Below are 22,040 nucleotides of genomic sequence, written 5' to 3'. Positions count from 1 at the left end.
GCATCTGCCGGAAGGCACGGAAATGGTGATGCCGGGCGACAACATCTCGATGGAAGTGCACCTGATCGTGCCGATCGCGATGGAAGAGAAGCTGCGCTTCGCCATCCGCGAAGGCGGCCGCACGGTTGGAGCAGGTGTTGTTGCTTCGATCCTCGCCTGATCGAAGCAACAACGACGTTCGCGGAAACCGCAAACTTTGCGGCGCCGGCGTCGTCGCCTCAATCCTCGCGTAACGCTGGCTGCATCATCCCGGCCGCTCCGGTCAGGACAGCATTCGGAAAGGGCGGTGGCGACACCGCCCTTTTCCTTTGGCCAGGTGCTGCTTCGGCCATGCGCCGCCCGGGCAGGCGCGCGGCGCGAACACTGCTGCCAGCGCCGGCGCCGGCGTGCACAATGGACGCGGAGCCGGCGGGAAGCAGCGGCCCGGATCTCGGGGAGGATTTTCCAGATGGCCTTCAAGCCGCCTTTCGCCGGCATTCACGCCATGGCCTTCGCGCTCTTCGACGAGGCGGAGCGGCTCGACCGGGCGGCGATGCGGCGCCAGACGCAGATCTGTCTTCGGCTCGGCGTCCACGGCATGGCGGCGCTCGGGCTGGCGACGGAGGTCTCCAAGCTGAGCCTGGCCGAACGCCGGTCGGTGATCGACTGGGTGGCGGAAGACACCGCCGGCAAGGTGCCGCTCGCCTTCACCATCTTCGGCGGCTCCGTCGCCGAGCAGGTCGAGCAGGTCAAGGCGGCGGAGGCGGTGAAGGCCGACTGGGTGATCCTGCAGCCGCCGATGGTCGGCAGCTTCGGCGCGGCGGAATACATCCGTTTCTTCGGGCGTATCGCGGAACAGACTGCGCTGCCTGTCGCGATCCAGAATGCGCCGGCCTATATGGGCCGCGGCCTTTCGGCCGACGACATAAGCGAGCTGGTGCGCCGGCATCCGAACATCTGCCTGATCAAGGGCGAGGGGCCGGCGACCGATATCCAGCACCTGATCGCGGTGACCGAGGGGCGCCTGCCGGTGATGAACGGGCGCGGCGGGCTCGAGCTTGCCGACAACCTCCGGGCCGGCTGCGTCGGCCTGATCCTGGCGCCGGACACGATCGACTACGCGCTGCGCGCCTATGACCGCTTCCTCGCCGGCGATGATGCGGGCGCCGAGGCGGCCTATCGCGAGGTGCTGCCGGCGATCGTCTTCATCATGCAGTCGATCGAGAGCCTGCTCTGCCATGGCAAGCGGATCTTCGGGGCCCGCGCCGGCATCGAAATCCATGATCGCGCCCCGGCGCAGCGGCCGAGCGAATTCGGCCTCAGGCTGGTGCAGCGCTATGCCGGGCAGCTCGGCCCCTACGCCGTCTAGCTGTCGCAAGCTTTCGGCGGTGCGACGCGATTTCGACTTGAAAAGCCAGCGCCGTTCAGGCTAAGCAACCGGCGACTACAGGGGTGTAGCTCAGTTGGTAGAGTACCGGTCTCCAAAACCGGGTGTCGCAGGTTCGAGCCCTGCCGCCCCTGCCAGTCCTTCAGCCGTTTCGCGATGACCCAGAACATCTACGACGACGGCGGCTTCTTCGAAAATTACAGCCAGTTGCCGCGCTCGCTGCGCGGGCTCGACGGTGCGCCCGAATGGCCGGCCTTGCGCGCGCTGCTGCCGCCGCTGCAGGGCGCCCGCGTACTCGATCTCGGCTGCGGCTTCGGCTGGCTCTGCCGCTGGGCGGTGGAGCAGGGCGCCGCCTCGGTGCTCGGCGTCGACGTTTCCGAGCGGATGCTGGAGCGGGCGAGGGGCGAGACGAGCAGCCCCGCGGTGCGCTACGAGCGCGCCGATCTGGAGAGCTTCGCGCCGGCCGCCGGCGAATTCGACCTGGTCTACAGCTCGCTCGCCTTCCATTACCTGGTCGATCTCGCCGGGGTGCTGACGCGCGCCGGCGCGGCGCTGAAGCCGGGCGGCATGCTGGTCTGCTCGGTCGAGCATCCGATCATGACGGCGCCGCGGCACCAGGGCTGGGCGAGCGACGCCTCCGGCCTGCCGACCTGGCCGGTCGGCGGCTATCTCGACGAGGGGCCGCGGGTCACCGACTGGCTCGCGCAGGGCGTGGTCAAGCAGCATCGGATGCTGGGAAGCTATCTCAACCTGCTGATCGCGGCCGGCCTCGAACTGCGGCATGTCGAGGAATGGGGCCCGAGCCCGGAGCAGGTCGCGGCCGAGCCGGACTGGGCGAAGGAACGCGAGCGCCCGCCCTTCCTGCTGCTGGCGGCGCGCCGTTCCCGGTAGGCTGCAAAAAGCCCCCGGCGCGAAAGCGCTTGGCTAGCGCGCCGGAGCGTTGTAAGAAGCGGCTCACGACGGCGCGCGGCTCCCTGAGCCCCGCGCCGCGAATCTTTCAGGACGTACCGAATCGTCGCTCCCGTCCATGGCTGCGGCGGCGATCCGGAACCTTAAGGTGACGGCCCGATGGCGAAGACGAACCCGTTCAGCTTCCTGCAGCAGGTGCGCAGCGAAGCCACCAAGGTGACCTGGCCCTCGCGCCGCGAGACGCTGATCACCACCGGGCTGGTGCTGGCCATGGTGCTGGTCTTCAGCCTGTTTTTCCTCTTTGCCGACACGATGATCCGCTGGTCGCTCGGCCTCATCCTCGCGCGCTGAACGGAACCCACGAACGTGAACACTCGCTGGTACATCGTCCACGCCTACTCGAACTTCGAGAACAAGGTCGCGCAGTCGATCAAGGACCAGGCGGCGCAGCGCCACCTCGCCGACAAGTTCGAGGAAGTGCTGGTTCCGACCGAGAAGGTCGTCGAGGTCCGCCGCGGCCGCAAGGTCGACGCCGAGCGCAAGTTCTTCCCCGGCTATGTGCTGGTGAAATGCGAGATGACCGACGAGGTCTACCACCTCATCAAGAACACGCCGAAGGTCACCGGCTTCCTCGGCGCCGACAAGGCCAAGCCGATGCCGATCCCCGAGCACGAGGCCATGCGGATCAAGGGCCAGGTCGCCGAGGGCATCGAGCGGCCGAAGCCGACGGTGGTCTTCGAGGTCGGCGAGCAGGTCAAGGTCGCCGACGGCCCCTTCGCCTCCTTCAACGGCGTCGTCGAGGATGTCGACCACAGCCGCGCCAGGCTCAAGGTCGCGGTCTCGATCTTCGGCCGCGCCACGCCGGTCGAGCTCGAATACGGCCAGGTCGAGAAGCTCTGAGCCGGCGCGCCAACCCGATCACGGGCTCGTGTTCGCGTAGTTAACGGCTCTTTCACGCCGATCCAGCAATGTCCGCGCCGTCTCTCGGCGCGGGCCTGCATGTTTCCGAAAAAATTCAAGGCGACGGTCGGCCAGCGTCTTGCCCTATGGGGCGCGTTGCTCGGGGCGCTGTCCTGCCTCTATCTTTCGACCGAAATCGTCAATGCGCTGAGGCTGGCGCAGTTCTCGCGCGAGCTGCGGACGCAGGCCGAGACCAGCGCCCGGCTCGAGGCCACGGCTCCCGCCTTCGAGCGCCTGACCGTGAGCATCCTCGCAAATGCGAACGCCCCGCCGGACAGGCTGGACATCGAGGTGCTGGCGAAGGCCATCGCCGAGATCGCCGCGGTCGCGCAAGGTGACGTCCAGGCAAATGCCCGACAGATGCTGGGCCTGCTCGATGCGATGCGGCTCTCGGGCGATCATCAGACGCTGCGCCGCGACCTGCGGGGGATCGCCGATGCCCGCAACGGGCTGCGCCAGGAATTGAACGCGGCGACGGGGCAGGTCAGCGCGCGGCTTGCCTACCATGTCGAGAATGCCCGCCAGAACCAGCTGCTGCTCGGCCTGCTCGGGCTGTTTTGCGTCGTCCTGATCGTCGCGCTGGAATATCGCTGGCTGGTGCAGCCGATCGTCGGAATGGCCGGCGCGCTGGCGGCGAATCGCGACGGCCAGCGCCGGCTCGAGCGCCTTGCCCTGCGCCGCGACGAGATCGGCATGCTCGGCCGCGCCCTGCTGGCGCAGTTGCAGGGGCGGCGCGCCGAGCATGAGGCGGCGAATGCGCGCCTGACGGCGCTCTCCGACGAGATCGCCCGGCAGGAGCATGTCCAGGCGCAGAGCGTCGCCTTCCAGGGCCGGATCGCGGCGATCGCGGCTGCGCTGGAGCAGCATGCCGCGCATATGTCCGGGGCGGCGGGGGCCTTCTCGGAGCTCTCCGGCCTGGTGGATGCGCGCGCCAGTGCCGCAGCCCAGTCGACGCAGCGCGTCTCCGGCCATGTCGACGACGTCGCCGGGGCGATCGCCGAGGTCTCGGGCCTGCTGGCGACGGCGGCGAGCGAGGCGCAGCGCACCTCGGAGATCGCCGACGTCGCCAAGGGACTGGTCGACGAGGCGACGACGGACACCGTTGCCCTGTGCGAGGCGGTCGGCAAGATCTCGCAGATCATCAACATCATCGGCACGGTCGCGAGCCAGACCAACCTGCTCGCGCTCAACGCCACCATCGAGGCGGCGCGAGCCGGCGAAAGCGGCCGCGGCTTCGCGGTCGTCGCCTCCGAGGTCAAGCAGCTCGCCCACCGCAGCGCGGAAGCGACCGAGGAGGTCCGGCGCGGCCTCGACCTGATCAATGTCGCGGCGCAGCGCATCACCATGCGCGTCGGCGCCCTCGTGACGTCGGTCGAGAAGGTCGACAAGGCGGCGGTCTCGATCGCCGAACTCGCCCACCGACAGGAGGCGAGCTCGCGCTCGATCAGCGAGTCGACCGGCAAGACAGCCGGCGATGTCCGCCTCGTCGCCGAGCAGGTCGACCGGCTGGCCGGGATGGTCGAGGATTGGCGCCGGACCGCGGGCAGCGTCACGGCGGCTTCCGCCGATCTCGACCAGCAGGCCGCGACCTTGCGCGAGGCCGTCGACGGATTCATCGCGCAGACGGCACGGAGAGGCGCATGACCCTGCCTGTCTCAAGCGCCGAGCTCGAGCCTCGTCTCCCGCTGGCCCAGGCGGCCGGGCGGGCGATCCCGGGGCTCTCCAAGGCCCTGCACTGGCTGACGGCGGCGCTGGTCTTTGCGATGTTCGGCAGCGGCGTGCTGATGAAGCAGCTCGGCGACGGGCCGCTTTCCGCCACGCTCTACACCGCCCACAAGACCGCTGGCACCTGCGTACTCGGCCTGACCCTGCTGCGGCTCGGCTACCGGCTGCTGCTGCAGGCGGGCGGCGGCTGGAACCGCAAGGTCGGCGGCCATGTCGCCCATGGCGCGCTCTACGCCATGCTGATCCTGGTGCCGCTGCTGGGCTGGGCAGGCGTTTCCGATTTCGGCGCCCGCGGGCTGCTGTTCGGCCTGGAGCTTCCGGCGATCCTGACGGAAGGGGCGGGTCATGCCGAATTGCTGTTTCGGAGCCATGCCTGGCTCGCCTTCGCGATGATCGGCCTCGTCTTCGTCCATATCGGCATCGCGGTCGGCGATTATGTCCAGCGCGGCGGGACAGGCGGGCGGGCGCCGACGGGCGAAGAAGGGCCCGCAGGCCAACGCTGATCAGGGCGGCCGCACTGATCGGCGGCGGACCGGATCGCGGGGCTTTCCTTTCGCGCCGCACTGTGCCATAGGGCGCGCCTCACATGCGTGGAAGGCCGGCCGGTCGCCAACCGGAGTTCCCTGCCGCACCACGCTCTGCAACCACCCCGATCCGGAACGATATCAGTTCGCGGGCGGGGCGTCGTCGTTCCGGTAGGCGCCGGAGCGGACGGCAGGAGCAGCCATCATGGCGAAGAAGATCACGGGCTTCGTGAAGCTTCAGGTTCCGGCGGGCGCGGCCAATCCGTCGCCGCCGATCGGTCCCGCGCTCGGTCAGCGCGGCCTCAACATCATGGAATTCTGCAAGGCCTTCAACGCGAAGACCGCGCAGATGGAAAAGGGCATGCCGATCCCGGTGATCATCACCGCGTATCAGGACCGCTCCTTCACCTTCGAGATGAAGCAGCCGCCGGTCTCGTACTGGCTGAAGAAGGCCGCCGGCCTGACCTCGGGTTCCAAGACGCCGGGCAAGGGCGCCAATGCCGGCAAGGTCACCGCCGCGCAGGTCAAGGAGATCGCCGAGAAGAAGATGGCCGATCTCAACTGCCAGGACGTCGATGCGGCCATGTCCATGATCCGCGGCTCCGCCCGGTCCATGGGCCTGGAAGTCGTGGGCTGAGGGGGAACCTACAATGGCACATGTTGGAAAGCGCGTCGTCAAGGCCCGTGAGGGCATCGACCGTATCAAGCTCTACCCGCTCGCCGAGGCCGTCGCGATGGTCAAGGACCGCGCCAGCGCCAAGTTCGACGAGACCGTCGAGGTCGCGATGAATCTCGGCGTCGATCCGCGCCACGCCGACCAGATGGTCCGCGGCGTCTGCAACCTGCCGAACGGCTCGGGCCGGACGCTGCGCGTCGCGGTCTTCGCCCGCGGCGCCAAGGCCGAGGAGGCCAAGAAGGCCGGGGCCGACATCGTCGGCGCCGAAGATCTGGTCGAGAGCGTGCAGAAGGGCGAGATCAATTTCGACCGCTGCATCGCCACCCCGGACATGATGGGCCTGGTCGGCCGCCTCGGTAAGGTGCTCGGCCCGCGCGGCCTGATGCCGAACCCGCGCGTCGGCACCGTCACCATGGACCTGACCGCGGCCGTCGCCGCCTCGAAGGGCGGCTCGGTCGAGTTCCGCGTCGAGAAGGCCGGCATCGTGCATGCCGCCGTCGGCAAGGTCTCGTTCGACGCCGAGAAGCTCTCCGAGAACATCAAGGCGTTCGTCGACTCGGTCTCGAAGGCCAAGCCGGCCGGCGCCAAGGGCACCTATATCCAGCGCGTCGCGATCTCCTCGACCATGGGCCCGGGCGTCAAGATCGAGCCGAACACGGTGCTGGGCGGCTGAGGCCGTCCGCGAGGCGGATTCCAATCCGTCTCCGGTCGAAGAGCTAGAAGGCGGCCGCGTCATGCGGCCGCAGCCCCACCTTGCGGATCACCGCAAGGATTACCACTTGGCAGGAACCGGGGGAGCGGCTATGAGCTTCCTTGTGTTTCCATGAGTGTTGGGGCTTCCGCGTGCTTGGCACGAGGGGGTCCATTTCGCGTTTTTCGGTGGTTCGCCACCGAAGAATGGAGGTCGGGAGCAGGGAAAGCGATTTCCCGGAGGCCCGGCGTCCAAGTCCTGTCTGAGACTGCAGGTGCTCCTCGGCTTCGTCCGAGGGCATAATTTCGCCAAGAGGCCTGCATAGACGGTGCAAGAACTTTTCCGGGGCCGAAAGGCTCCGACAAGAGGTTCGAACCATCTCGCCCGATCACGGCTTCAAGCCATGGCAGGGGACAGGGCACTGAGCGTCGCTCCAGCAAGGGGCCGGTGTCAACCGGCCACTTCCCAGAGCGGCACGTGCAACTGGCGGCGGGCGCAAGCCTACCGCCTACCGGAGAGAGCCCAGTGGATAGAACGGCAAAATCTGATGCCGTCGCGACGCTGAACGACGTCTTCTCGAAGACGTCGGTCGTTGTCGTGGCCCACTATGCGGGTTTGACGGTGGCCCAGTTCCAGAAGCTTCGTCGCGAGATGAAGGCCAATGGCGCCACCGTGAAGGTCGCAAAGAACCGGCTGGCCAAGATCGCTCTTGAAGGCACCGACGTCGCGTCCATCAGCCCGCTGCTGAAGGGCCCCACCCTGATCGCCTATTCCAGCGATCCGGTCGCGGCGCCGAAGGTCGCCGTCGCTTTCGCCAAGGACCACGACAAGCTCGTGATCCTGGGCGGCGCGATGGGTACGACCGCCCTGAACCCGGATGGTGTCAAGGCTTTGGCCACGATGCCCTCGCTCGACGAACTGCGCGCCAAGTTGCTCGGCCTCCTGCAGGCCCCTGCGACCAAGATCGCCCAGCTCTCGACCGCGCCCGCTGCAAAGCTTGCGCGCGTGTTCCAGGCATATGCCGACAAGGACGCTGCTTGAGCAGCCTTTCACCCTTTATCGTTCGAACCTCTTACATCAGGAACTTAAACCATGGCTGATCTCGCCAAGCTCGTCGACGAACTCTCGTCGCTCACGGTCCTCGAGGCCGCTGACCTCGCCAAGCTGCTCGAAGAGAAGTGGGGCGTCTCGGCTGCCGCCGCCGTCGCCGTCTCGGCCGGCCCGGCTGCCGGTGGTGGCGCTGCCGCCGCCGTCGAGGAGCAGACCGAGTTCACCGTCGTTCTTGCCGCCGCCGGCGACAAGAAGATCGAGGTGATCAAGGAAGTGCGCGCCATCACCGGCCTCGGCCTCAAGGAGGCCAAGGACCTGGTCGAGGCCGCGCCGAAGCCGGTCAAGGAGTCCGTCGGCAAGGACGAGGCCGAGAAGCTCAAGAAGCAGCTCGAGGCCGTCGGCGCCAAGGTCGAGCTCAAGTGAGCAGGGCCGGCTGATGCCGGTCCGACCCTAGTCGAACATGACAGTCCCGGGGCGGTTTTCCGCCTCCGGGGCTGTTGCGTCGTTTCCGGCTTGCCGAGCGACGTTTGCAAAGGTCTCCGCGCAGCAGCGTGGCGGCTGACCCAGTTGAAGTCGGCGCCGACGAGCGCCGAACGGCTCACCCGGCGGCCCGTCCGCCTAAATCCCCGGACCGCCGGGTGAGCCGTCCGAGATTGCGAGGAACACCATGGTCAATTCCCTCCAGGGCCGCAGGCGCGTCCGCAAGTTCTTCGGCAAGCTCAAGGAAATCGCCGAGATGCCGAACCTCATCGAGGTTCAGAAGGCGTCCTACGACCAGTTCCTGATGATCGACGAGCCTGCCGGCGGCCGCGGCGACGAGGGCCTGCAGTCCGTCTTCAAGTCGGTCTTCCCGATCGGCGACTTCTCGGGCGCCTCGCTGCTCGAATTCGTCAAGTACACCTTCGAGCCGCCGAAATACGACGTCGACGAGTGCCGCCAGCGCGGCATGACCTTCTCGGCGCCGCTCAAGGTGACGCTGCGCCTGATCGTGTTCGATATCGATCCCGACACCCAGGCCAAGTCGGTCAAGGACATCAAGGAGCAGGACGTCTACATGGGCGAGATGCCGCTCATGACCGACAACGGCACCTTCATCGTCAACGGCACCGAGCGCGTCATCGTCTCGCAGATGCACCGTTCGCCGGGCGTGTTCTTCGACCACGACAAGGGCAAGACCCACTCCTCGGGCAAGCTGCTCTTCGCCGCCCGGATCATCCCCTATCGCGGCTCCTGGCTCGACATCGAGTTCGACGCCAAGGACATCGTCTACGCCCGCATCGACCGCAAGCGTAAGATCCCGGTGACCTCGCTGCTGTTCGCGCTCGGCATGGACGGCGAGGAGATTCTCAGCCGCTTCTACGACCGGATCACCTACACGCGTGACGGCGACGGCTGGCGCGTGCCTTACGACGCCGAGCGCATGAAGGGCTTCAAGGCGACCGTCGACCTGATCGACGCCGATACCGGCGAGGTCGTGGTCGAGGCCGGCAAGAAGCTCGTCGCCCGCACCGCGCGCCAGCTCGCCGAGAAGGGCCTGAAGTTCCTGCGCGCCACGGATGACGACCTCGTGGGCCAGTACGTCGCCGAGGATCTCGTCGACCCCAGCACAGGCGAAGTTCATGCCGAGGCCGGCGAAGAACTGCATCTGGCCGCGGACCCGAAGAGCGGCGAGACCAAGGGCAACCTGCTCGACCTGATCAACAAGGGCTACACCGAGATTCCGGTGCTGGACATCGACCACATCACGGTCGGTCCCTATATCCGCAACACGCTCCAGGTCGACAAGAACTCGCGCCGCGAGGAGGCGCTGTTCGACATCTACCGCGTCATGCGCCCGGGCGAGCCGCCGACCCTCGAGACCGCCGAGAACATGTTCCAGTCGCTGTTCTTCGACTCGGAGCGCTACGACCTCTCGGCCGTCGGCCGCGTCAAGATGAACATGCGCCTCGACCTCGACGCCGAGGACACCGTCCGCATCCTGCGCAAGGAGGACATCTTCGCCGTGGTCAAGGCGCTGGTCGACCTGCGCGACGGCAAGGGCGAGATCGACGACATCGACCATCTCGGCAACCGGCGCGTGCGCTCGGTCGGCGAGCTGATGGAGAACCAGTACCGCCTCGGCCTGCTCCGCATGGAGCGCGCCATCAAGGAGCGCATGTCCTCGGTCGACATCGACACCGTGATGCCGCAGGACCTGATCAACGCCAAGCCGGCGGCTGCCGCGGTGCGCGAGTTCTTCGGCTCGTCGCAGCTTTCGCAGTTCATGGACCAGACGAACCCGCTCTCGGAAGTCACTCACAAGCGTCGCCTTTCGGCGCTTGGCCCGGGCGGCCTGACCCGCGAGCGCGCCGGCTTCGAGGTGCGCGACGTGCACACCACGCATTACGGCCGCATCTGCCCGATCGAGACGCCGGAAGGCCCGAATATCGGCCTGATCAACTCGCTCGCGACCTTCGCCCGCGTCAACAAATACGGCTTCATCGAGAGCCCGTACCGGCGCATCCGCGACGGCCGCCAGACCGACGAGATCATCTATCTCTCGGCCATGGAGGAGGCGAAGTACAACGTCGCCCAGGCCAATGCCGCGGTCGACAAGGAAGGCCGCCTGACCGATGACTTGATCGTCTGCCGCCGCGCCGGCGAGGTCATCGTCACCCCGGTCGACAAGGTCGACTTCATGGACGTCTCGCCCAAGCAGGTCGTCTCCGTCGCCGCCGCGCTGATCCCGTTCCTCGAGAACGACGACGCCAACCGCGCGCTGATGGGCTCGAACATGCAGCGCCAGGCGGTGCCGCTGGTGCGCGCCGACGCGCCCTTCGTCGGCACCGGCATGGAGGCCGCGGTCGCCCGCGACTCCGGCGCTGCCATCGCGGCGCGCCGCGCCGGCATCGTCGACCAGGTCGATGCGACCCGCATCGTCATCCGCGCTTCCGACGAGATGGACCCGACCAAGCCGGGCGTCGACATCTACCGGCTGCAGAAGTTCCAGCGCTCCAACCAGTCGACCTGCATCACGCAGCGTCCGCTGGTGCGTGTCGGCGATGCCATCAAGAAGGGTGACATCGTCGCCGACGGCCCGTCGACCGAGTTCGGCGAGCTCGCGCTCGGCCGCAACGTGCTCGTCGCGTTCATGCCGTGGAACGGCTACAACTTCGAGGACTCGATCCTGCTCTCGGAGAAGATCGTCTCGGACGACATCTTCACCTCGATCCATATCGAGGAGTTCGAGGTCATGGCCCGCGACACCAAGCTGGGCCCCGAGGAAATCACGCGCGACATTCCGAACGTCTCGGAAGAGGCGCTGAAGAACCTCGACGAGGCCGGCATCGTCTATATCGGCGCGGAAGTGGCGGCAGGCGACATCCTCGTCGGCAAGATCACGCCGAAGGGCGAAAGCCCGATGACGCCGGAAGAGAAGCTGCTGCGCGCCATCTTCGGCGAGAAGGCTTCGGATGTCCGCGACACCTCGCTGCGTGTCCCGCCGGGCGTGCAGGGCACGATCGTCGAAGTGCGCGTCTTCAACCGCCACGGCGTCGACAAGGACGAGCGCGCCCAGGCGATCGAGCGCGAGGAGATCGAGCGTCTCGCCAAGGACCGCGACGACGAGCAGGCGATCCTCGACCGCAACACCTTCGCCCGTCTCGCCGAGATCCTGACCGGCAAGACCGGTCTTGCCGGTCCGAAGGGCTTCAAGAAGGACACGGTCATCACCCGCGAGGCGATGAGCGAGTTCCCGCGCTCGCAGTGGTGGCTGTTCGCCACCGCCGACGACGCCCTGATGACCGAAATCGAGGCGATGCGGAAGCAGTACGACGAGTCGAAGAAGCGCCTCGAGCAGCGCTTCCTCGACAAGGTCGAGAAGCTGCAGCGCGGCGACGAGCTGCCTCCGGGCGTGATGAAGATGGTCAAGGTCTTCGTCGCCGTGAAGCGCAAGATCCAGCCGGGCGACAAGATGGCCGGCCGCCACGGCAACAAGGGCGTGGTCTCGCGCATCGTCGCGGCGGAGGACATGCCCTTTCTCGAGGACGGCACCCATGCCGACATCGTGCTGAACCCGCTCGGCGTGCCCTCGCGCATGAATGTCGGGCAGATCCTCGAGACCCATCTCGGCTGGGCCGCGGCGGGCCTCGGCAAGCAGATCGGCAAGGCGCTCGACGCCTATCGCAAGGCGCATGATTCCAAGGCCCTGCGCGCCTCCTTCGACGCGGTCTACGAGGACAACGAGATCATCGCCTCGATGGACGACGCCGAACTGGTCGAGATGGGCCAGAACCTGCGCCGCGGCGTGCCGATCGCGACCCCGGTCTTCAACGGCGCCAAGGAGTCGGACATCGAGCGGCTGCTCGAGCAGGCCGGCCTCAACAAGTCCGGCCAGGTGACGCTCTATGACGGGCGGACCGGCGAGCCGTTCGACCGCAAGGTCACCGTCGGCTACATCTACATGCTGAAGCTGCACCACCTGGTGGACGACAAGATCCACGCCCGCTCGATCGGCCCCTATTCGCTGGTCACGCAGCAGCCGCTCGGCGGCAAGGCGCAGTTCGGCGGCCAGCGCTTCGGCGAGATGGAGGTCTGGGCGCTCGAAGCCTATGGCGCCGCCTACACGCTGCAGGAGATGCTGACGGTGAAGTCGGACGACGTCGCGGGCCGTACCAAGGTCTACGAGTCGATCGTGCGCGGCGAGGACAACTTCGAGGCCGGCATCCCGGAGAGCTTCAACGTGCTCGTCAAGGAGATGCGTTCGCTCGGCCTCAATGTCGAGCTGATCAGCAACAAGCCGAAGCCGGGCGAGTTGCCGCCGGCCGAGGCGGCCGAGTAAGGCGCCGCGCCCGAAAGGGCACGGCAGCGTTCGTTACTCATGCCGGCGGCACTCACGCCGCCGGCCGATGGATTAAAGGGCCGGGCAGGGCGGTTTTCCAACCCCACCGGCCGAGGAGACAGGCGATGAAGCAAGAGGTCATGAACCTTTTCGGCCAGCAGCCGGTGCAGCAGGCTTTCGATGCGATCCGCATCTCGATCGCCAGCCCGGAGAAGATCGCGTCCTGGTCGTTCGGCGAAATCAAGAAGCCCGAGACGATCAACTACCGGACCTTCAAGCCGGAGCGGGACGGGCTGTTCTGCGCCCGCATCTTCGGGCCGATCAAGGACTACGAGTGCCTGTGCGGCAAGTACAAGCGCATGAAGTTCAAGGGCGTCATCTGCGAGAAGTGCGGCGTGGAAGTCACGCTGGCGCGCGTCCGGCGCGAGCGCATGGGCCATATCGAGCTCGCCGCCCCCGTCGCCCATATCTGGTTCCTGAAGTCGCTGCCCTCGCGCATCGGCCTCTTGATGGACATGCCGCTCAAGGATCTCGAGCGCATCCTCTATTTCGAGTCGTATGTCGTGCTGGAGCCGGGCCTGACCCCGCTCAAGGACCGCCAGCTGCTCTCCGAGGAGGAGTATGTCCGCTGCCAGGAGGAGTATGGCGCGGACACCTTCACGGCGATGATCGGCGCGGAAGCGATCCGCGAGATGCTGCGCGCGCTCGATCTCGACCAGATCAACGCCGACCTGAAGCATGAGATCGCGACCACCACTTCGGAATTGAAGCCGAAGAAGCTGATGAAGCGCCTCAAGATCATCGAGGCCTTCCAGCTCTCGGGCAACAAGCCGGAGTGGATGGTGATGACCATGATCCCGGTCATCCCGCCCGATCTGCGTCCGCTCGTTCCGCTCGACGGCGGCCGCTTCGCGACCTCCGACCTGAACGACCTCTATCGCCGCGTCATCAACCGCAACAACCGCCTGAAGCGGCTGATCGAGCTGCGCGCGCCCGACATCATCATCCGCAACGAGAAGCGGATGCTGCAGGAATCGGTCGACGCGCTGTTCGACAACGGCCGTCGCGGCCGCGTCATCACGGGTGCCAACAAGCGTCCGCTGAAGTCGCTCGCCGACATGCTGAAGGGCAAGCAGGGCCGCTTCCGGCAGAACCTGCTCGGCAAGCGCGTCGACTATTCCGGCCGCTCGGTCATCGTCGTCGGCCCGGAGATGAAGCTGCACCAGTGCGGGCTGCCGAAGAAGATGGCGCTCGAGCTGTTCAAGCCGTTCATCTATGCCCGCCTCGACGCCAAGGGTTACTCGACCACGGTCAAGCAGGCCAAGAAGCTGGTCGAGAAGGAGAAGCCCGAGGTCTGGGATATCCTCGACGAGGTCATCCGCGAGCATCCGGTGCTGCTGAACCGCGCCCCGACGCTGCATCGCCTCGGCATCCAGGCCTTCGAGCCGGTGCTGATCGAGGGCAAGGCGATCCAGCTGCACCCGCTGGTCTGCGCCGCCTTCAACGCCGACTTCGACGGCGACCAGATGGCCGTGCACGTCCCGCTGTCGCTGGAAGCGCAGCTCGAAGCGCGCGTGCTGATGATGTCGACCAACAACATCCTGCACCCGGCGAACGGCCTGCCGATCATCGTGCCGTCGCAGGACATCGTGCTCGGGCTCTACTACCTCTCGATCATCTCCGATGGCGAGCCGGGCCAGGGCAAGGTCTTCGGCGATTTCGGCGAGCTCGAATACGCGCTGCACGAGAAGGTCGTGACGCTGCATTCGAAGATCAAATACCGCTGGACCGGGGTCGGTCCGGACGGCCAGCCCTATACGAAGATCTACGACACCACGCCTGGCCGCGTGATCCTCTCGACCGCGCTGCCGAACCATCCGGCGATGAGCTTCGACGTCAGCAACCGGCTGATGACGAAGAAGGAGATCTCCGGGATGATCGACGCCGTCTATCGCGGCTGCGGTCAGAAGGAATCGGTGATCTTCTGCGACCGGATCATGTCGCTCGGCTTCACGCACGCCTTCAAGGCCGGCATCTCCTTCGGCAAGGACGACATGGTCGTGCCGGAGAACAAGTGGGAGATCGTCGACACCACGCGCGCGCTCGCCAAGGACTATGAGCAGCAGTACCAGGACGGCCTGATCACCCAGGGCGAGAAGTACAACAAGGTCGTCGACGCCTGGGCGAAGTGCTCCGACAAGCTCGCCCAGGAGATGATGGCCCGCATCTCGACGGTGAAGAAGGACGATCACGGCCGCGACAAGCCGATCAACTCGATCTACATGATGAGCCATTCGGGCGCCCGCGGCTCGCCGGCGCAGATGAAGCAGCTCGCCGCCATGCGCGGCCTGATGGCCAAGCCGTCGGGCGAGATCATCGAATCGCCGATCATCTCGAACTTCAAGGAAGGCCTCGACGTTCTCGAGTACTTCAACTCGACCCACGGCGCCCGCAAGGGCCTCGCCGACACCGCGCTCAAGACGGCGAACTCGGGCTATCTCACCCGCCGTCTCGTCGACGTGGCGCAGGACGCGATCATCTCCGAGGTCGATTGCGGCTCGGATAACGGCATCAAGATGCGCGCCATCATCGATGCCGGCCAGGTCGTGGCTTCGCTCGGCATCCGCATCCTCGGCCGTTCGGCGGCTGAGGACGTCACGGATATCGACGGCAAGGTTCTCGTGCCGAAGGGCACGATGATCGAGGAAAGCCATATCGAGGCGATCAACGCCGCCGGCGTCCAGGAAGTGAAGATCCGCTCGGTGCTGACCTGCGCCACCAAGAACGGCGTCTGCGCGACCTGCTACGGACGCGACCTTGCCCGCGGAACGCCCGTCAACATGGGCGAAGCCGTCGGCGTCATCGCGGCGCAGTCGATCGGCGAGCCGGGCACGCAGCTCACCATGCGTACCTTCCACATCGGCGGCGCCGCCACGATCGCGGACCAGTCCTTCGTCGAGTCCAACTTCGAGGGCACGGTGAAGATGCGCAACCGCAACGTGGCGCGCAATTCCGATGGCGACCTGATCGCCATGGCGCGCAACATCGCGGTGGTGATCGTCGGTCCGGACGGCGCCGAGCGCGCGGTGCACCGCGTCCAGTTCGGCTCGAAGCTGCGGGTCGACGAAGGCGACAAGGTCAAGCGCGGCCAGCGCCTGATCGAGTGGGACCCCTATTCCCGCCCGATCCTTGCGGAGGTGGACGGCACCGTCGGCTACGAGGACCTCGTCGACGGCATGTCGATCATCGAGACGACCGACGAAGCGACGGGCATCTCCAAGCGCGTCGTCATCGACTGGCGCGGCTCGGCCCGGACCTCGGATCTCAAGCCGGCGCTCACCGTGCATGGGCCGGACGGCAAGGTCGCGAAGCTCGCCCGCGGCGGCGACGCCCGCTACATCCTGCCGGTCGACGGCATCATCTCGGTGGAGCCCGGCTCCTCGATCAAGGCCGGCGACGTGCTCGCCCGTGTCTCGACCGACTCGGCCAAGACCCGCGACATCACCGGCGGTCTGCCGCGGGTGGCGGAGCTGTTCGAGGCGCGCCGGCCGAAGGATGCCGCGATCATCGCCGAGAAGGCCGGCACGATCGGCTTCGGCAAGGACTACAAGAACAAGCGCCGCGTGACGCTGACGCCGCATGACGGCTCGGACGGGCTCGAATACCTGATCCCGAAGGGCAAGCACATCCATCTCCAGGACGGCGACGTCGTCGAGATGGGCGACTACATCCTCGACGGCAACCCGGCCCCGCACGACATCCTGGCGATCAAGGGCGTCGAGGAGCTGGCGGCTTATCTGGTGAACGAGATCCAGGAGGTCTATCGCCTCCAGGGCGTCGGCATCAACGACAAGCACATCGAGGTGATCGTCCGGCAGATGCTGCAGAAGGTCGAGATCACGGAGTCGGGCGATACCGACATCCTGACCGGCGACCAGGTCGACCGCATCGAGCTGCAGGAGATCAACGCCAAGATGAAGGAAGAGGGCAAGAAGCCCGCTTCCGGCGTCCCGGTGCTGCTCGGCATCACCAAGGCCTCGCTGCAGACCCGCTCCTTCATCTCGGCGGCGTCCTTCCAGGAGACCACCCGCGTCCTCACCGAGGCGGCGGTCAACGGCAAGCACGACACGCTCGAGGGCCTGAAGGAGAACGTCATCGTCGGCTCGCTGATCCCGGCCGGCACCGGCGCGCAGGTCGCCCGCATCAAGCAGGTGGCGACGCGCCGCGACGACCTGATCGTCGGGCAGAAGGCCGATGCGGCGGCGAAGGCCGCAGCCGCGGTGCTGCCGGCCGCCGAGTAAGCACGGCGACACGGCTATCTTCGTGAAACGGCCGCCTCCGGGCGGCCGTTTTGCTTTTCCCGCCGACCTTGCCCGCCGCCCTTGACGGTTAGTCGGGCAATCTGCCTAAGCTTGCACAGCAAAACGCGCCGGGAGGCTGACGCTAGAGCCGGATCCGATCGGGTTGGACCGACCTGATCGGCGAATCCGCCTCTAAATTATGGATAGAGAACGCGTGATCCGACCAGCTTGCGCAGCAATCTGATCGGCGCGTGCTCTAGCGGGATAGGGCGGGCCTGGGGCGATGGACGAACGGTTCCTGGAGAGCCTCTATGAAGCGGCGGTGGTTCCGGAGCTCTGGCCTGAGGTCCTGCGGCGCTTCCAGAACGTGACCAGAGGCGCGGGTGCGGTACTGGTGACGGTCGCTGCCGGGCAGGCGCGCTGGGTTTCGTCTTCGGCCGATTTCGACGAGGTCGTCACCACGCATTTCGAACGCTTCCCGGGCAATGAACGGACGCGGCGCCTGATCGCGCGCAACCATGCCGGCTTCCTGCGCGACGTCGATATCTTCACCAGCGAAGAGATGGCGGCCGAGCCGGTCTATGCCGATTTCCTGGTCCCGCGCGGGCTCGGTATCGGCGTCGCCACCAGCATTGCCTCGCCGAGCGGCGAGGCCTTCATCCTCCATGCCGAACGCGAGCGTCGCGAAGGGCATCTCGAGCCGGAGATGATCGGCCGGCTCGACGCCATGCGGCCGCATCTCGCGCGCGCCATGCTGTTGTCGGCGCGGCTGGATTTCGAGCGCGCCCGCGGCGCGACCCAGGCGCTGGAGGCCATGGGCCTGCCGGCGGCGGTGCTCGACCGCAACGGGCGCCCGCTCTCGATCAATGCGCTGCTGGCCGAGATGATCCCGGAGGTGGTGCAGGACCGTCCGTCGCGCCTGACCCTGACGAATGCGGCGGCAGACGGCCTGCTGGCGCCGGCTCTCGCGGCGATGGGCCGGGCACCGGCCGGAGCGACGGTCCGCTCGATCCCGGTGGCACGGCAGGGCGAGCGCCCGCCGCTGATCGTCCACCTGTCGCCGATACGCGGCGCCGCCCATGACATCTTCGCGCGCGCCGCCGCGATCCTCGTGGTGACGCCGGTGGTGCTCAGCGACATGCCGAGCGCCGCCGTGGTGCAGGGCCTGTTCGACCTGACGCCGGCCGAGGCCAGGCTCGCGGCGCTGATCGCCGCCGGCAGCCGTCCACGCGATGCGGCTGCGACGCTCGGGGTGACCGAAGAGACGGCGCGCACGACCTTGAAGCGGGTGATGGCGAAGACCGGGCTGCACCGGCAGTCCGAGCTGGTCGGGATGCTGCGCGGGGCGCGGCTGGGCGCGGCGAGCGATCGGGGCGAGTGAAGCGCGCGGCCATGGCGGGAGGCGGGTGCACCGCGCCGCGCCTGGCTTTCAGCCGAAGCCGGTGCTAGACAGGCGGTGTCTTCGGCGCGGCGGCCTGCCCGCAACGCCGGGACAGCCAAACGTAAATCCGGGGTTGACGCGAATCTCCGGCTGAGTCATAAGCGCGCCACTGTCGACGGTTGTCGGACACGTTTGTCGCTTGCCTTCGTTGCGAGCGAATTTCGCGACCGAAACTCCGTCGGAATTCCAGCGTCGATTGACGACATGGCAGGAAGCATGAATGCGGGGCTAGCCCTGTGTTCCTCTGCATGGCGAACGCGCCTGAGGCCTCCCGATGGAGCGCCGATGGCGCGACTTCGTTTGTGTCATGGCTTCAGGCGGTGCCGGAAGTTCAACGCGATTTTCCAAACGCTCAAGGGAGCGAGAGGCCTTAAATGCCGACAATCAGCCAGCTGATCCGCAAGCCACGTTCGCCCGTCAAGGCGCGCAACTCCGCTCCGGCGCTCGAGAACTGCCCGCAGAAGCGCGGCGTCTGCACGCGCGTCTATACGACGACGCCGAAGAAGCCCAACTCGGCGCTGCGCAAGGTCGCCAAGGTGCGCCTGACCAATGGCTTCGAGGTGATCGGCTACATTCCGGGCGAGGGTCACAACCTCCAGGAGCACTCGGTCGTCATGATCCGCGGCGGCCGCGTCAAGGACCTTCCCGGCGTGCGCTACCACATCCTGCGCGGCGTGCTCGACACGCAGGGCGTCAAGAACCGCAAGCAGCGCCGCTCCAAGTACGGTGCCAAGCGTCCGAAGTGATTTTCTGCCCGACCGGCTGGCGACAAGCCCGGCCGGTTCGCAGCTTTTGAGATTTGACCGGAGACTAGACGATGTCCCGCCGCCACAGCGCTGAAAAACGCGAGATCATCCCGGACGCCAAGTTCGGTGACGTGATCGTGACGAAGTTCATGAACTCCGTCATGTACGAAGGCAAGAAGTCGACCGCCGAAGGCATCGTCTACGGCGCTTTCGACATCATCGAAGGCAAGATGAAGAGCGATCCGCTCGCTGTCTTCAAGAGTGCCCTTGAGAACGTCGCCCCGGCGATCGAGGTCCGTTCCCGCCGCGTCGGTGGCGCGACCTACCAGGTTCCGGTCGAGGTTCGCACCGAGCGCCGCCAGGCGCTGGCGATCCGCTGGCTGATCGCCGCGGCCCGTGCCCGCAACGACAGGACGATGGTCGAGCGTCTTTCGGCCGAGTTGATGGACGCAGCCAATAATCGCGGTAACGCCGTGAAGAAGCGCGAAGACACGCACCGGATGGCGGAAGCCAACCGCGCCTTCTCGCATTATCGCTGGTAACCCGTCCGCGACCCCCCGGAAAGACAGAGCACTTCCATGGCCCGTTCCCATCCCATCGATCGCTATCGCAACTTCGGCATCATGGCCCACATCGATGCGGGCAAGACGACGACGACCGAGCGCATCCTGTTCTATACGGGCAAGTCGCATAAGATCGGCGAAGTCCATGACGGCGCCGCGACCATGGATTGGATGACGCAGGAGCAGGAGCGTGGCATCACGATCACCTCGGCTGCGACGACCTGCCTGTGGCGCGACCATCGCCTGAACATCATCGACACCCCCGGCCACGTCGACTTCACCATCGAGGTCGAGCGTTCGCTGCGCGTGCTCGACGGTGCCGTCTGCGTGCTCGACGGCAATCAGGGCGTCGAGCCCCAGACCGAGACCGTCTGGCGCCAGGCCGACAAGTACGACGTGCCGCGCGTCGTCTTCGTCAACAAGATGGACAAGATCGGCGCCGATTTCTATCGCTGCGTCCAGGACATCATCGACCGCGTCGCCGGCAAGCCGGTCTGCCTGCAGATCCCGATCGGTTCCGAGTCGGATTTCGCCGGCGTCATCGACCTGATCAAGATGAAGGCGATCGTCTGGAACGGCGAAGCGCTCGGCGCCTCCTTCGAGGAGAAGGAAATTCCGGCCGATCTCGCCGACAAGGCCGCCGAATACCGTCACAAGCTGCTCGAAGCCGCCGTCGAGATGGACGATGCGGCGATGGAAGCCTATCTCGAAGGCAACGAGCCCGACGCCGAGACCCTGCGCCGGCTGGTCCGCACCGCCGTGCAGCGCCGCGCCTTCCACCCGGTGCTCTGCGGCTCGGCCTTCAAGAACAAGGGCGTGCAGCCGCTGCTCGACGCCGTCGTCGACTTCCTGCCGTCGCCGGTCGATCGCGGCGAGATCAAGGGCATCGACTTCAAGACCGAGGAAGAGACCGTTCGTCACCCGACGGACGAGGATCCCTTCTCCATGCTCGCCTTCAAGATCATGGACGACCCCTTCGTCGGCACCATCACCTTCTGCCGCGTCTACTCGGGCAAGGTCGAGAGCGGCGCGAACGTGATCAACTCGACGCGCGACAAGAAGGAACGCGTCGGCCGCATGCTGCTGATGCACGCGAACAACCGCGAGGACATCAAGGAGGCCTTCGCCGGCGACATCGTCGCCCTGGCCGGCCTCAAGGACGTCCGCACCGGCGACACGCTGTGCGATCCCGTCAACGCGGTGATCCTGGAGCGCATGGAGTTCCCCGAGCCGGTCATCACGATCGCGATCGAGCCGAAGTCGAAGGCGGACCAGGAGAAGCTTGGCCTGGCGCTGTCGAAGCTCGCGAACGAGGACCCGTCCTTCCGCGTCTCGACCGACCAGGAGAGCGGCCAGACCATTCTGAAGGGGATGGGCGAGCTGCACCTCGACATCAAGGTCGACATCCTGCGCCGGACCTACAAGGTCGACGCCAATATCGGCGCGCCGCAGGTGGCCTATCGCGAGACGATCACCAAGAAGGCCGAGATCGACTACACCCACAAGAAGCAGACCGGCGGTACGGGCCAGTTCGCCCGCGTCAAGCTGGTCGTCGAGCCGAACGAGACCGGCAAGGGCTTCGAGTTCGAGTCGAAGGTCGTCGGTGGCGCGGTGCCCAAGGAGTACATCCCGGGCGTCGAGAAGGGCCTCAACTCGGTCATCGGTTCCGGCGTGCTCGCCGGCTTCCCGGTGGTCGACGTCAAGGTCTCGCTGATTGACGGCGCCTTCCACGAGGTCGACTCGTCGGCACTGGCCTTCGAAATCGCCTCCCGCGCCGCTCTGCGCGAAGGCCTGCAGAAGGGCGGTTCCGTCCTGCTCGAGCCGATCATGAAGGTCGAGGTCGTGACCCCGGAAGACTATACCGGCTCGGTCATCGGCGATCTGAACTCGCGGCGCGGCCAGATCCAGGGCCAGGACATGCGCGGCAACGCCGTCGTCGTCAACGCGATGGTGCCGCTCGCCAACATGTTCGGCTATGTCAACCAGCTGCGCTCGTTCAGCCAGGGACGCGCCAACTACACGATGCAGTTCGACCACTATGAGCAGGTTCCTTCGGCGGTCGCCGCCGAGGTCCAGGCCAAGTACGCCTGAACTGACAAAGACTTAAACCGAACGCTTGAACAAGATTTGACTGACGGAGGCTGAGATGGCCAAAGAGAAGTTCGCCCGCACGAAGCCGCATTGCAACATCGGCACGATTGGTCACGTCGACCATGGCAAGACGTCGCTGACGGCGGCGATCACGAAGGTTCTGGCCGAGTCGGGCGGA

At 66.5% G+C, this 22,040-nt stretch carries 18 protein-coding genes and 1 tRNA gene; all 19 read left to right on the top strand.

What is annotated here, in order from left to right; genetic code table 11:
• Positions 1 to 160, top strand: a 160-nt coding sequence (locus V6M56_RS12240; RefSeq protein ID WP_465247577.1) for an EF-Tu C-terminal domain-related protein, incomplete at its 5' end; no start/stop codon positions are given.
• A 288-nt stretch (positions 161 to 448) separates the two neighbouring features.
• Entirely contained in the window at positions 449 to 1,348 is a 900-nt protein-coding gene (locus V6M56_RS12235; protein ID WP_332684047.1) for a dihydrodipicolinate synthase family protein, read from the top strand.
• Between the two features lie 79 nt (positions 1,349 to 1,427).
• Positions 1,428 to 1,503 (top strand) — tRNA-Trp (locus V6M56_RS12230).
• Between the two features lie 19 nt (positions 1,504 to 1,522).
• A complete protein-coding gene (locus V6M56_RS12225; RefSeq protein ID WP_332684046.1) occupies positions 1,523 to 2,257 on the top strand; it encodes a class I SAM-dependent methyltransferase in 735 nt (244 codons plus the stop codon).
• 177 nt (positions 2,258 to 2,434) lie between these two features.
• Positions 2,435 to 2,626, top strand: coding sequence for a preprotein translocase subunit SecE (gene secE / locus V6M56_RS12220; RefSeq protein WP_332684045.1), 192 nt, complete (start codon positions 2,435 to 2,437; stop codon positions 2,624 to 2,626).
• Positions 2,627 to 2,641: 15 nt separating this feature from the next.
• Entirely contained in the window at positions 2,642 to 3,175 is a 534-nt protein-coding gene (nusG, locus tag V6M56_RS12215) for a transcription termination/antitermination protein NusG (protein ID WP_332684043.1), read from the top strand.
• Between the two features lie 99 nt (positions 3,176 to 3,274).
• Positions 3,275 to 4,879, top strand: coding sequence for a methyl-accepting chemotaxis protein (locus V6M56_RS12210; protein ID WP_332684041.1), 1,605 nt, complete (start codon positions 3,275 to 3,277; stop codon positions 4,877 to 4,879).
• Complete coding sequence (locus V6M56_RS12205) at positions 4,876 to 5,463, top strand: cytochrome b (RefSeq protein ID WP_332684038.1); 588 nt, start codon at positions 4,876 to 4,878, stop codon at positions 5,461 to 5,463. Before V6M56_RS12210 ends, V6M56_RS12205 begins: the two co-directional genes overlap by 4 nt.
• 226 nt (positions 5,464 to 5,689) lie before the next feature.
• Complete coding sequence (gene rplK / locus V6M56_RS12200; RefSeq protein WP_332684037.1) at positions 5,690 to 6,121, top strand: 50S ribosomal protein L11; 432 nt, start codon at positions 5,690 to 5,692, stop codon at positions 6,119 to 6,121.
• Between the two features lie 13 nt (positions 6,122 to 6,134).
• A complete protein-coding gene (gene rplA / locus V6M56_RS12195; protein ID WP_332684036.1) occupies positions 6,135 to 6,833 on the top strand; it encodes a 50S ribosomal protein L1 in 699 nt (232 codons plus the stop codon).
• A gap of 543 nt (positions 6,834 to 7,376) precedes the next feature.
• Positions 7,377 to 7,892: a 50S ribosomal protein L10 gene (rplJ, locus tag V6M56_RS12190; RefSeq protein WP_332684034.1), complete on the top strand. Its 516-nt coding sequence runs from the start codon at positions 7,377 to 7,379 to the stop codon at positions 7,890 to 7,892.
• 51 nt (positions 7,893 to 7,943) lie between these two features.
• Positions 7,944 to 8,324, top strand: a complete 381-nt coding sequence (gene rplL / locus V6M56_RS12185; RefSeq protein WP_332684032.1) for a 50S ribosomal protein L7/L12 — start codon at positions 7,944 to 7,946, stop codon at positions 8,322 to 8,324.
• 244 nt (positions 8,325 to 8,568) lie between these two features.
• Positions 8,569 to 12,720: a DNA-directed RNA polymerase subunit beta gene (gene rpoB, locus V6M56_RS12180; RefSeq protein WP_332684031.1), complete on the top strand. Its 4,152-nt coding sequence runs from the start codon at positions 8,569 to 8,571 to the stop codon at positions 12,718 to 12,720.
• Between the two features lie 125 nt (positions 12,721 to 12,845).
• Complete coding sequence (rpoC, locus tag V6M56_RS12175) at positions 12,846 to 17,021, top strand: DNA-directed RNA polymerase subunit beta' (RefSeq protein ID WP_332684029.1); 4,176 nt, start codon at positions 12,846 to 12,848, stop codon at positions 17,019 to 17,021.
• A gap of 283 nt (positions 17,022 to 17,304) precedes the next feature.
• Positions 17,305 to 18,402 carry a helix-turn-helix transcriptional regulator gene (locus V6M56_RS12170; protein WP_332684027.1) on the top strand — a complete coding sequence of 366 codons (1,098 nt, stop codon included), beginning with the start codon at positions 17,305 to 17,307 and terminating at the stop codon, positions 18,400 to 18,402.
• 434 nt (positions 18,403 to 18,836) lie between these two features.
• Positions 18,837 to 19,208: a 30S ribosomal protein S12 gene (gene rpsL / locus V6M56_RS12165; protein WP_066480217.1), complete on the top strand. Its 372-nt coding sequence runs from the start codon at positions 18,837 to 18,839 to the stop codon at positions 19,206 to 19,208.
• 71 nt (positions 19,209 to 19,279) lie between these two features.
• Entirely contained in the window at positions 19,280 to 19,750 is a 471-nt protein-coding gene (gene rpsG, locus V6M56_RS12160) for a 30S ribosomal protein S7 (RefSeq protein WP_332684025.1), read from the top strand.
• Positions 19,751 to 19,786: 36 nt separating this feature from the next.
• On the top strand, positions 19,787 to 21,862 hold the full coding sequence (fusA, locus tag V6M56_RS12155; RefSeq protein WP_332684024.1) for an elongation factor G: 2,076 nt from the start codon (positions 19,787 to 19,789) through the stop codon (positions 21,860 to 21,862).
• Between the two features lie 55 nt (positions 21,863 to 21,917).
• Positions 21,918 to 22,040 (top strand): GTP-binding protein (locus tag V6M56_RS12150; protein ID WP_246686237.1); only part of this gene is annotated, 123 nt, incomplete at its 3' end.

The sequence above is a fragment of the Allobosea sp. genome, assembly GCF_036675845.1.
In the GTDB taxonomy this organism is placed as follows: Bacteria; Pseudomonadota; Alphaproteobacteria; order Rhizobiales; family Beijerinckiaceae; genus Allobosea.
Note: the sequence above shows the minus strand (reverse complement) of the source record. Positions and strands in the feature narration are given on the sequence as shown.